Annotated in this window: 12 protein-coding genes; 7 read left to right on the forward strand and 5 right to left on the reverse strand. The window is 38.4% G+C overall.

Translation table 11 applies throughout. The features are described from left to right. From LBQ60_11785 to LBQ60_11805, 5 genes are all read left to right on the forward strand, one after another. Positions 1-674 (forward strand): hypothetical protein (locus LBQ60_11785; GenBank protein MDR2038593.1); only part of this gene is annotated, 674 nt, incomplete at its 5' end. A gap of 76 nt (positions 675-750) precedes the next feature. After that, a complete protein-coding gene (gene cls, locus LBQ60_11790) occupies positions 751-2,202 on the forward strand; it encodes a cardiolipin synthase (protein MDR2038594.1) in 1,452 nt (483 codons plus the stop codon). A gap of 17 nt (positions 2,203-2,219) precedes the next feature. After that, positions 2,220-3,860 carry a beta-N-acetylhexosaminidase gene (locus LBQ60_11795; GenBank protein ID MDR2038595.1) on the forward strand — a complete coding sequence of 547 codons (1,641 nt, stop codon included), beginning with the start codon at positions 2,220-2,222 and terminating at the stop codon, positions 3,858-3,860. A 218-nt stretch (positions 3,861-4,078) separates the two neighbouring features. After that, positions 4,079-4,891 carry a metallophosphoesterase gene (locus tag LBQ60_11800; GenBank protein MDR2038596.1) on the forward strand — a complete coding sequence of 271 codons (813 nt, stop codon included), beginning with the start codon at positions 4,079-4,081 and terminating at the stop codon, positions 4,889-4,891. 31 nt (positions 4,892-4,922) lie between these two features. After that, positions 4,923-5,546 carry a hypothetical protein gene (locus tag LBQ60_11805; GenBank protein ID MDR2038597.1) on the forward strand — a complete coding sequence of 208 codons (624 nt, stop codon included), beginning with the start codon at positions 4,923-4,925 and terminating at the stop codon, positions 5,544-5,546. A gap of 81 nt (positions 5,547-5,627) precedes the next feature. On the opposite strand, the gene LBQ60_11810 is transcribed toward LBQ60_11805, so the two are convergent. From LBQ60_11810 to LBQ60_11820, 3 genes are all read right to left on the reverse strand, one after another. Continuing rightward, positions 5,628-6,539 carry a sugar phosphate isomerase/epimerase gene (locus LBQ60_11810; protein ID MDR2038598.1) on the reverse strand — a complete coding sequence of 304 codons (912 nt, stop codon included), beginning with the start codon at positions 6,537-6,539 and terminating at the stop codon, positions 5,628-5,630. 10 nt (positions 6,540-6,549) lie between these two features. Beyond that, a complete protein-coding gene (locus LBQ60_11815; protein ID MDR2038599.1) occupies positions 6,550-7,905 on the reverse strand; it encodes a Gfo/Idh/MocA family oxidoreductase in 1,356 nt (451 codons plus the stop codon). Positions 7,906-8,117: 212 nt separating this feature from the next. Further along, the gene (locus tag LBQ60_11820; GenBank protein ID MDR2038600.1) at positions 8,118-8,318 is read right to left on the reverse strand and encodes a hypothetical protein; all 201 of its coding nucleotides are present in this window, start codon (positions 8,316-8,318) and stop codon (positions 8,118-8,120) included. Between the two features lie 182 nt (positions 8,319-8,500). Between LBQ60_11820 and LBQ60_11825 the strand changes: the two genes are divergently transcribed. Beyond that, positions 8,501-9,868 carry a hypothetical protein gene (locus LBQ60_11825; protein MDR2038601.1) on the forward strand — a complete coding sequence of 456 codons (1,368 nt, stop codon included), beginning with the start codon at positions 8,501-8,503 and terminating at the stop codon, positions 9,866-9,868. A gap of 235 nt (positions 9,869-10,103) precedes the next feature. Next, positions 10,104-10,820, forward strand: coding sequence for a hypothetical protein (locus LBQ60_11830; GenBank protein MDR2038602.1), 717 nt, complete (start codon positions 10,104-10,106; stop codon positions 10,818-10,820). A gap of 150 nt (positions 10,821-10,970) precedes the next feature. On the opposite strand, the gene LBQ60_11835 is transcribed toward LBQ60_11830, so the two are convergent. Continuing rightward, positions 10,971-12,110 (reverse strand): discoidin domain-containing protein, encoded by a 1,140-nt coding sequence (locus tag LBQ60_11835; GenBank protein MDR2038603.1) that lies wholly within the window; start codon positions 12,108-12,110, stop codon positions 10,971-10,973. 28 nt (positions 12,111-12,138) lie between these two features. Continuing rightward, on the reverse strand, positions 12,139-13,036 hold an 898-nt coding region (locus LBQ60_11840), incomplete at its 5' end, for a DUF5126 domain-containing protein (protein MDR2038604.1).

The following is a 13,036-nucleotide window of genomic DNA, read 5'->3' on the forward strand; positions in this document are numbered from 1 at the left end:
AAGCACCCGTAGATATCCTTGAAATAATGAGAATGCCCCTCTTTACAACCAATGCTTATGAACGTGATCTGGTTTTTAAACGGCCGGGTGTAAAAGTGGTCATACCTGCATATGCCTTATATAGTAATATCGACTTTGAATACGAAAGTTCAGCAAACTACCGCTCATTATATTCAGACATACATCATATCCATAATGTTCACGTTCCCTTGCATAAAGCTATCTCTATTGAAATAGCCGCCGACAATCTTCCTGAGAGGTTACGGGATAAAGCCCTGGTAGCAAATGTAACTTCTAACGGTAGGATAACAAGTGCTGGTGGGGCTTATCAGAATAATGTGGTAAGTACTCATTCCATGACGTTTGGTAATTTTGCCATTGCAGTAGATACGATTCCCCCACGAATCACCCCCATTAACCTCTCGAAAGGAGCCAATATGAGAGGAGCCCCAAGTATACGATTCAAAATATCCGACAACTTCTCCGGGATCTCTACATATAACGGATGGATCGATGACCAGTGGGTGTTGTTCGAATACGATGCTAAAAACGACCTGATTACCTATCGCTTTGATCCGGACAGGCTGAAAAAAAATACCAAACACCATCTGGTATTAAAAGTAACAGATGCAAAAAATAACTTATCGGAATATACGGCTGATTTTACCTGGTAGAATCGGCAAGAATATCTCCAATTATTGTTGATTATTTTGTATTTTTAGGCTTTAAAAGAAATAATAAACCTGTATTATGTTTTCTTTGATACAGAATGAGTGGGTAAAATTCTTCTACTTTATCACCTTTTTATTTGTAGTAATATTGGTGATTCAGCAAAGAGGCGACCCGTTAAAGACTATTGCCTGGTTATTGGTGATTTCATTCTTACCAATCATTGGGATCATCATTTATTTCTTTTTTGGAAAAAATTACCGGAAGGAAAAGATCTTCTCCCGAAAAGGGTTATCAGACAGTAAACAGATAAAACTACTGAAGCAATATCAACCTACTGATGCCACCCAAAAAACATATTGGCCTGATGATGCTGTGGAAAGTAAACTGCACATCATGAAAATGTTATATAATTCTGAAAAAGTACTGCTCACGGAGTACAACAAAGTAAAAATACTGGTTAACGGGAAAGTAACATTTGAAGCAATCATAGAGGCTTTAGAACAAGCCGTGGACCACATACATCTTGAGTATTACATAATCGATGATGACAAAATTGGAAACATTATCAGGAATATACTTATTGATAAGGCAAAACAGGGTCTGGAAGTTCGTGTCATCTATGATGATATCGGTAGTTGGTCTTTGAGTAAAAAATACATCCGGTCGTTAAAGGATGCCGGAGTAAGAATATTTCCCTTTATGCCGGTCCGGCTGCCTTTTCTTACCAATAAAATCAATTACCGGAATCATCGGAAAATTATTGTCGTAGATGGTAAGATAGGATTTGTCGGAGGACTTAACATTGCCGACCGTTATATTTCCGGAAATGAAGAGCTGGGGCCATGGCGTGACACACATCTGAAAATAGAGGGAGAAGCAGTATATTCTTTACAGTCGATCTTTTTACTGGACTGGTTTTTTGTGAGCAAACGCAATATCCATCACCACGACAAGTATTTTCCGCCTTCCACTGTTACAGAGAGGCATTTGATGCAGATTGTAGCCAGTGGTCCCGACTCCGACTGGTCTGGTATCATGCAGACTTTTTTTCTGGCCGCAGCTACTGCAAAATCAAACATTTATATATCCACACCTTACTTCCTCCCCAATGAAAGTATCCTCACCGCATTACGTTCGGCATCATTAAGCGGAGTAGATGTTCGTATACTCCTCCCCAAACGTTCTGATTCCAGGCTGGTGATCTGGAGCTCATATTCTTATATTGGACAACTGTTGGATGCCGGAATCAAAGTATACCTGTATGAAAAGGGATTTCCGCATTCGAAACTGATGATGATCGATGATGTATTTTGTTCGATAGGTACCGCCAATATGGATATCCGAAGTTTCGACCAGAACTTTGAAGTCAATGCTTTGATTTACGACCAACGATTAGCCATAGCCATGCGTAATATTTTCATGAATGATATAAAAGGCTTGAAAAGCATCGATCCCAAAGAATGGGAACAACGCCGTGGCTGGGTAGTCTTCCGGGAGTCTGTAGCCCGGTTATTCAGTCCGTTATTATAAAACATAATAAAAATTATATGAATATTCATCAAGTAATTCATTGTATGGTATTGACCTGTTTTCTTTCAGTTTCAGGTATGGCACAAGAAAATCACTACCCTATTATCCCTAAACCGGCCAAGATTAAAGCACAACCGGGCCAATTCGTTTTCAACGGGGATACGCGCATTGTTATTCCCTCTACTAACGAAGAAATGCATAATGCCGCATTTGCCCTGTTAGAACGTTTTTTGTTGTCGTCAGACTTAGGAATTAAAATTGCAGATGCTTCCCAGGACAATATAAAAGCGGGTGACAATATGGTATTTTTCAAACTTTCGTCTTCTGTTAAAAATAAAGAAGGTTATAAGTTGAAAATACGCAAGAATATGATTGAAGTGGAAGCCAGTGCTGCTGCCGGATTCTTTTACGCCATGCAAACCATTCGCCAGTTATTGCCTCCACAAATAGAACGAAACGGAGTAGCAAATATCACATGGGCTGTACCTTGTGTTGACATCGAAGATGAACCCCGTTATCCCTACCGGGGATTGATGCTGGATGTATGCAGGCATTTTTCGGATGTAATATCCATTAAAAACTACATTGACAAGCTGGCATTTCATAAAATCAATACTTTTCACTGGCACCTCACCGATGATCAGGGTTGGCGTATTGAGATCAAAAAATATCCTAAACTTTCCGAAATCAGCGCATGGAGAGACCGTACGCTGATCGGTCCTTATATCAGCAAGGAACGCAAATACAATCAGGAGCGCTATGGCGGATATTATACCCAGGAACAAGTGAAGGAAGTACTGGCCTACGCCAAAAAGAAGTTTGTAACAGTCATTCCGGAAATTGAAATGCCAGGACACGCAGTAGCTGCCCTAGCCGCTTATCCGGATCTCTCATGTTCCGGAGGTCCGTTTGAAGTAGAAGGTTTATGGGGAGTTTTCAATGATGTGTATTGTCCCAAAGAAGAAACATTTGAATTTCTGGAAAATGTCCTTTCCGAAGTTATTGAGCTGTTTCCCGGCGAATATATACATATTGGCGGTGATGAATGTCCTAAAGTCCGGTGGGAACGTTGCCATCATTGTCAGACTAAAATCAAAGAACTGGAGTTAAAAGACGAACATGAATTACAGAGTTATTTTGTCAAGCGTATAGAGAAATTCGTTAATACAAAAGGACGTCGTATCATCGGTTGGGATGAAATTTTAGAAGGGGGATTGGCTCCTAATGCCACAGTTATGTCATGGCAGGGAGTAGACGGAGGAGTTGCAGCAGTTAAACAAGGACACGATGTGATCATGACTCCGACATCTTTTTGCTACTTCGATTATTACCAATCGGAAGATCGTGAAAATGAGCCACTGGCCATTGGTGGATACCTTCCTATGGAAAAAGTGTATAGTTTCGACCCCACCCCGGAAGGATTGACTGAGAAAGAATCCAAACATATTCTCGGCGGACAGGCTAATCTATGGCGTGAATACATCGCTAAAGATTCTCATCTTGAATACATGTTGTTTCCTCGGCTGGCTGCTATGTCCGAAGCAATATGGACTCCTAAAAAAGAAAAGAATTACGATGATTTCATGAATCGCTTGCCCAATATCCTCAAACATTATGATGCCATGAATCTTTATTATTCCCAGTCAAATCTGAAATAAAAATTTATAAAATCAGAAAAAACGGTTATTTTGAAAAGGATAACCGTTTTTTTAAATTCCAATACTTACATTTTATCACTCCGTGTTCGAACACAGCATAAAAACTGAAACATTTAACATGTCTTTATGTTTAATTATTCAGATAAAAATCTACACAAATCAAATACTAGTTGGAGGATTCCTTCAAAAAACGTACTTTTGCTTTTCTAAGTTCAAATATGAAAATTATAATAAGAATATATATATGTTTCTTAGGGATTATTCTTTTGTCCGGGTGTAAAGACCTTTTTGAATATCATCCATATGATGTGCATGTGAAAGGAGAGACTGGCATCAATGAAAAGAATAGCCGGAAAATTAAAGATGCATGTTTGGGTAAAGATACCATCCGTTTTGTGTTTACCGGCGATACACAAGGTTGGTATGATGACACAAAGGATTTTGTAAAAGCCATAAACAATAGAAATGATATTGATTTTATTATTCACGGAGGAGATCTTTCCGATTATGGCTTGACCAATGAGTTTATCTGGATGCGGGATATTTTGGGCAAGTTAAAAGTTCCTTATGTGGCATTGATCGGCAACCATGACTGCATAGGATCAGGAAAAGATACATATCTGAAAATTTATGGCGAACGAAATTTTACATTTACTGCGGGTAACCTGAAATTTATATGCCTTGATACAAATGCGCTGGAATACGACTATTCCAATCCTGTTCCTGACTTCAATTTTATCGAAGAACAGCTGGGCAACGAACAGGAACTGGATATGAAAACATATTTTGTAATGCATGCAAGGCCATATAGCGAACAATTCAATAATAATGTAGCCAGGGTTTTTCAACTGTATATCAATACTTTTCCCAACATACAGTTTTGTATGAATGCCCATGAGCATCAGGTTCAAATAGCAGATCTATATGGTGATGGGATATTATATTACCAATGTGCCAATATCGAGAAAAGAAATTATTTTTTATTCACCATTAAACCGGATGGTTATAATTATGAATTGGTCGAGTTTTAATTATAAAATAATCTGGTTTTGGATTTTTCTGATGGTATCGACAAATGTTACAGGACAGGATGACAGCTTAAATACCCATCGTAGTGATTATGACAGAAGGGTGGAAAAATATCAGAAAGCATGGGCGAAATTAATCCCGACATTTGTAAATGTACAATTCGCAGGGTCTATGGGATTTCTGTCAACAGGTGTCGGACGCAGATATGGTAAGAAAAAACAATGGGAAACCAATGCATTATTAGGTTTTTTACCTAAATTTTCCGGACACAGAGCCAATATCACTTTTACCGCTAAAGCAGGATATGTCCCATGGGATCTGCATTTAAAAAAAGCTGAAAGTTTTTCAATTGAGCCACTGAATTGTGGTATATATTTTACAACGATCTTAAATACGGAAGATTTTTGGGTAAAACAGTCCAGCCGTTATCCTGATGGTTATTATTGGTTCTCTTCAAGATTGAGGTTAAATATGTATATTGGCCAGTCACTAACATATCATATTCCTGAAAACAGGAAAAGAGTGAGAAGGTCGGTATCTTTTTACTATGAAATAAGTACCAATGAGCTGTACCTGATTACCTTTATAAAAAATAAAACGATCCCGCTCAAAGATATTTTTCATTTATCATTTGGTATCAGGTCTGCACTGTTCTAAACGAACATCACCGTTCAATCCATATTTTCAGGATAAGAACGGTGATGAAATCATAAATTATCGTATGATAATAAATAATACTTACATACGAAGAATTTTATCCAACCGATTATTCAGATCTTTTAACTCTTCAGGTGTCTTTGAACTTCCCTGTTCGGTAGTAAGCCATACATTTTTATAACTTTTTCTGGCTTCCAGCATTACCTTAGTCCAATCAACATTCCCTTCAGTCAGCTTTACTCCGAAACCGCTCCAACGTCCGTTCTTATCAGCAAGTTCTCTACTGAACTCCTTAATATGTATCCTTCCGATGCGATCTCCAAGTATCTTGATCCATTGTTCAGGCCAACCATAAACGAGAATATTACCGCAATCAAAATAGAACCCGACATACGGACTCTTGAATTGATCCACATAATTACATGCTTCAATAGGGCTTAAAAGAAAGTTATTCCATACATTTTCTATGCATATTTTTACTTTTAACTTTTTAGCAACCGGGAGTATCTTTTTGATCCCTTCTACTGAACGGTTCCAGCAATCATCATAGCTGACATTGGCATCCACCCTGCCGGGTACGAGCAAAATCGCATCCGTACCATAAGCATGGGCGTCTTCCAAAGCCACAATAGCTCCTTCAACTCCTTCCTGCCGAACAGAAGCATCCGGATGGGAAAGTAATTTTTCCCAGTGTGTTGAACAACAAACACTGGAAGCAACCAAACCTGTGGCTTTCATAGCATCAAGGACTTCTTTCCTATCCATATGGCTATTGGGTTCAATCCCATGATAGCCGGCAGCCTTAATTGCTTTACATTTATCTAATACGGAACCACTTAAACCTACGGTCCCCCACATGATCGATTTTTTGAATTCCACAGAAGTATCTGATTCTTTATTCACCACATCTTTAACCGCCGCATGAGTAATGAACGGCACAGAAAGTACACCTGTAGCCAAAACAGTATTCTTAATAAAATTTCTACGCTGCATATCAAAAGTATTAAATCCTGGATGTTCCAACAACTGGAATAACTTCTTTGATATCAGGAACCGGTCCTAACTCGTAGGTTTCAGGACCTAATTTCAATGTAGAGGCCATGATCTGATCCCAGGTAACAAATTTCCCACTGTATGCTGACTCACGTCCCATAATAGCCATCAATGTAGACTGAACATGCTGTTCAGCATCATTTACAGGCTTATTGGTACGGATAGCAGTAACAAGACGGATATGTTCCTGAACAAAAGGATTGGGAACAACCATTGACTGATCCGGATCATCTTTTTTAGGATGAGGATACTCCCACGCAATGGTTCCGTCCAGATTGTATATCTTATCAAAGCAATTGGTATAGCCCTTCGTTCCGTATACCATAACCAGGTGATTGGTATCGCATTCAGCAATCTGACGTGAAGTGCAATGTGCCCTGTAATTATTATCGTATACATACTCTATGCTGAAGAAGTCATACATATCACCAGTCACACGACGCTGACGCCCACCTGTAGCTTCAGCCCTAATCGGTTTTTTATCACCCATGAACCATGACATCATATCTATCTCATGAACAAATTGCTCCACTACCAAATCTCCTGATGTCCAGCAAAAATTCACCCAGTTACGCAACATATATTCCATATCGGTCCAACCAGGTTGGCGTTGTTTATGCCACAGCGCCCCACCCAATCTCGATACATGGGCAGAAACGATTTCGCCGATGGCTCCTCCGGCAACCCTGCGGTATGTCTCAATACAATCTTTTTGTGAACGGCGGATTGTTCCGCTGATTACCGATAATCCCTGCTGAGAAGCCCTTTTGGCATCTACAAGTATCTGTTTGGCTCCCATAGGATCAACAGCACATGGTTTCTCAATAAAACAATGTTTCCCTTTCTCGATAGCATATTTAAAATGTATAGGCCTGAAAACCGGAGGGGTACATAATAAAACAACATCTACCCCCGAATCAATGACTTTCTGATAGGCATCAAATCCTATAAAACAATTACTATCCGGAATATCCTGCCCTTTTTCTTTTAATCTTGCTCTACAAGCATCCAATTGATCCTTAAAAACATCTCCAATAGCTGTTATTTGTAATCCGCTACCGGCACTTAAAAAATCCATGGCAGCACCTGTACCACGGCCTCCACATCCTACCAACCCTGCTTTAAGAGGCTTTCCATCCGGAGCTTTATCCAAAATTTCCGGAACCTCTACATCTTTTAATTTTTCTTTTTTAGTGTCTGAACCGGAACAACTATTCAGGAATATAGGTACAGACATCGTCCCAATGGTACCTATTGTAGATTTTTTCAGGAACTCCCGACGATTTGATTTAAATTTTTTATTCATGACAAGTAAGAAAATTGATAATTGAGTGTGCAACAAAGATAATATTCTTTTTCAGGATATCAATGAGAATTATCACGATACGATATATTTTCGGGGCAAAATCATTATTGTTAGTATTTATTAAATAATGTGAATCAGGGGTTGATATGAATGTTACGATTTTTCGGATATCCCGAAGGAATTGAATATGAACTTAGCGTAAGAATTCGTTCTCATGAGCATTGCGAATAATTACCACGGGTTATACCCGTGGCTGGAAGATCACCTTCTTTTGTGTCCCCGAAACCCGAAGGGTTCACTGAAAGTAACGGGGCAACAGGTGTAAGTATGGTATTCGCCCCTTTGGTGACACCGTAACATATTGTCCGTTTTTTCCATGGGTTTACTCCCGATGGTCTTGAGCTGCAGTTCACCCACGGTTATTCACATTGAGGTCTTTCAGACCTCCTTTATTCAACCCTTGATTCGCATAAATAATAAATGTTGAAAAAATAATGTATCATAATTTATTTATCAATAAATATTTTAAGTTATTTTGTAGCCACAATGAGGGCAATCCCTCTTTTTCTTCATCGTTGCAAAACATGGCATTTTCATGAGTCGTTCATTGGATCCCATCCTTGTATTTCTTTCAAAATATATTCCTTATACAGAATATGAAGGACCAACAAATTTATATCGCTGGAAAAGCAAATTGTTATATGGACTTATACTGGGTATTATTTTATTGGGAAGCATCCTCTACATTATCGGTACGTTCACAGCCATAAAAGAACAGTTATGGTATGTCGCCTCAGTGAATACCATCTCTTACGCCGTGCTATTATTTTTCGTTACCTCTAAAAAAGTTTCTTCTACCACCAAAAGTATTGTTATTTTAATCATACTCTACCTCCTTGGAGTAGTTCTAACCTTATTGTTAGGGCCTTATGGTGCAGGATTCATACTATGGTTCCTGTTTCCAATATTATCCAGTGTCCTGTTTGAATTTAAGGGAACATGGATGGCTTTTACAGTCAATCTGGTTACTCTTGGCCTGATGTTAATCCCTGTGATCACCAAGGAACCCGCCACATGGAAAATTACCAGTTATCCTGTAGGCGCTTTTATCGTATGCATGACTAATTTTCTTGGTTTTTCATTATTTATCTCTATCCTTTTATCTTTCATGATGAGAAACATTTATGTATCATTGAAGAAAGAAATGGATATGACTTCTTTGTTACAGGAAAAACAAAACACACTTGAAGATCAAATAGTTCGCGCAGAAAAATCAGATAAGCTTAAATCCGCATTTCTCGCCAATATGAGTCATGAAATCAGGACACCTATGAATGCCATTGTTGGGTTCTCAGGATTCCTCAAAAACACATCCTTACCCAGGGATAAAATGTTTTCATATGTAGATGTCATACAAAAGTCAAGTAAACATCTGCTACGGTTAATTGACGACATAGTTGACATATCAAAAATTGAAGCCGATCTCCTTGAGGTACATCCAGCATATACAAATATCAGGGATCTTTTCCATGACATTGAGATAATTGCATTATCACAGATAAACGAAACGAATAAAAATATTAATTTCAGAGTTAATCTCACGGAGGAATATATAGTCAAAACCGATGAGATCCGGCTCAAGCAAATATTGATCAACCTGATCAACAACGCCATAAAGTTCACGATGGAAGGATCAATCGAATTAGGAATAACCCCTGAACTTCAGGATGGAAAATATCTTGAACTATATGTTAAAGACACCGGCAAAGGAATTGAAAAAGAAAATTTCGAGACTATTTTCCAAAGGTTTACCCAAATAGATATGACCGATATCAATCAAGGCAATGGCTTGGGGTTAAGTATTTGCGACGGTTTAGTAAAGTTATTGGGAGGAAATGTCCGTTTAGAATCTGAAATAAATAAAGGAAGTACTTTTTTCTTCACGTTACCTTATCAACCATAAGTATAATTATGATTTTCGGTATTTTCATCTAAAAAATCAGTCATTTTGTACAATACACCATATTTCTTCTTATATTTGTGTGTACATTATATATAATAGAAATTAACGAAAGTTTCCGGTTTGGTAGTTAATTTTACTATCCTTGAATTATAAGCATTCACGATTAGTAAACTGATGTTTGTCTTGTTTTTAATTTAACATTTTATACAGAAAGTCTAACTTAAATTTTAATCTCATGAACAAGTTTTTATTATTTGCATTGTTTGGTTTTATAGCAACAGGATTGGCTATGGCTCAAAGCGATTGTATGCCGTTTTATCCGGAGGAAGGTACAGTAATGATCAGTAAAAGTTATGATGCCCAAAAAAACCTGCTGAATACCACTACCTACACGGTTGAAAGTTGGAATTCCCATGAATTTTCGGATGAAGTCACAGTCAGGTTGGTCACAACTGATAATAAAGGTACTGCTATTGACCTGGGAAGAATCTTCGGACGTTGTGAAGGTGGTAATTTTTATCTGAACATGACCAATAAAGGGAGTTTCCCGGAAATAGCCAAATTATTCACCAGCAACACAGAACTCGTTGGTAATTTTATTGACTATCCCAATACATTTGGTACCGCTCCTTATGTTGGAGATTTTGCTACAGATGGTGGTGAATTTACCATCTGGTCGAAAGTTGATAAAAAAGCATCTGTCAGGGTTCGCATATATAACAGATTTCTCGACGAAAAAGAAAGAATAAGTACTCCCGCCGGGAAATTCGACGCATCCAAGATCAAATTTACTTTTGAAGTGACCGAAGGTAAAAAGAAGACCACTTACAAGGGAGTGGAATGGTACGCTTTAAATGCAGGAGTTGTACGTTCCGAGACATATGATTCCAAAAACAACCTTATCAGCTACTCTGAAATGACAAACATAAACAGACCTAATGATGATGAGTAGCGCCCAATAGCTACAGTCTAACATATAGATGATATATCAGAATATTGACGTTTGATCATGTAAAACGCCTTTTCCTACATTTGAGAAAAAGGCGTTTTTTTTAAACTCAGATTGACGCAGGTAAACCAATCTTATCAAACTATAAACATATTAAGGCCCAAATACCTCTAACTCCATAAAACTTATATATGCTGCTGTCCCATTAGGAAAAACAACAGTCATATATCGTCCTGATGCCTGGATTGAAAGATACATAGTAAAAATATCCGTTCCATCATACTGCCCTTGTGCCACAGGTGTCATAGAAGATAAAATTGTTGTTAAATTTGGATCGTCAGGATCTATCGGATCATCAGTCAAATAGATCTCCACATCTTTTAAATAACGCCAATTTGTTCTTTCCGGTGGATAAATTATGACACTATCAACCAGCAAGGATTTCTTCATATCAACCACTACACATTGAGGAAACGGTGTACCTACTTTACTATGCCAACCCGTAGCACGATTACCATCAAAAAGAAGTGCCGGTTGTCCGCCTCCGCCATCACCCCAATCATGATTACCATTTTTAGCAACAGCTGTCCAACCAGTTCTCGGATAATTGTATATGAATGACAAATCATTTCTAATCCATTCCCTAGGAACCGAATCAATTCCTTTTGAGGGTAAAAAGACAGAACGACATTCAACAGGTTCTCCGGTTTTTATATCAGGACAACTTAATATTGACTGTTCTGGCTGTACTCGAATCGTTTTGATTTGATCAGAAGTTGTCACATAACGTATTTCGGAATAAACCAAATCCGGTGTTTTCACCCCCCATTCAATGAACCATTCAAGATTATTATCGCGTGAAACAATGTTATTTATTGTCCGATCGGTTGCCCCCATTATATAATAATCCCCGTACGATGTGCCGGTTACTTCGGAAGGTATAGATGCATTATCCTCTTTATCAAAAGTTTTCACATAAAAGGTATAGCTTCCTTCACCGAGATCATCTATATCTACCATAATAATTTCACCCTGCATCCGGGAAAGATCTATTCCCATGGTATCGGCATAATTATTCCAGTAAACCTCGGCACGGACAACGCTCGGGTCCTTGGCTTTCAGCCAGGATAACCTCAATTTATTATATCCTGCATAAATTTTCAGGGAATCTACTTTCTGTGGGTATTTTAATCCACCAATCACCACATGTTCCTCATAAATATCAGTCATTTCTTTACATGATGACAGATATCCTATGGAAAATGCTATGAATAAATATATTATTTTTTTCATTTTCAAGTATTTTAATGGTTTAAACCTGTTAATCCTTCAATTGTCCCCAGAAAGTAAATTCGCAAATGATGACCTGCCCCATTGTTGCATCCGTACCATATGTATTAAAATTTGACAAAATTTTAAAACGCAGATGGGTCACCGGTATATATGGATCATAGACCTTGTCCGTAGGCACCAGGTCAAATTCTGTTCTATTATACCAATAATCTTTATCTTCATCGGTAATGGGTCCCACTTCCATACCTTCACCATAACCTGAAGGTTTAAATTGCTCAAATTCACCTATCAAGGTCCAGCTATCGTCCCAGCTACCATCCGGATTGGGATTGTCGCTGCCCCATACCTGGAAAATACGTGGTGCCGTTCCTGAATATAGTTCATAATTGGCACGCGGCCACTTCTGAATACGACTTATAGACATCTTATGACCAAGATCAATGGTAAACCATTGGGGCATAGGAGCGCTATGGCTGGTTGCGTAGAAATTTCCATCCGATGCTTCCGGTCCAAGCCATAATTGCTCTAGACGATACGCATTATTTCCTTCTGCTGTAATAAAATAATCAGTGGGTAATGCTGCATTCCTGAAGTCTGTTTTGGGAAGCTTGATTTCTTCAATAGGAGTCAATACCTTATAAATGGTATCGGAAGTATTATTCCACCTGTCCCTCAGGTATGCACCAAAATTAGTCGTCTTTGCCTCTAAACCTCTTCTTGAAAGCTTAATGGCTTCCGATTTTGTATGAAAGGTGTGGATATCTTCCCATTTATCAATTCCCGCAGTATCTGCCATCAATACAATAGCAAGGTCTGCCTTCGAAATGTTTTCCTCCAACATAACGAGTACACCTCCAAAGCTTTCTTCGATATCGAATCTAACTGATTGGACTGGGGGTGTAAGGGGATTGATTGTTTCAGAAACC

It is taken from the genome of Bacteroidales bacterium (genome assembly GCA_031275285.1).
Taxonomy (GTDB): Bacteria; Bacteroidota; Bacteroidia; order Bacteroidales; family UBA4181; genus JAIRLS01.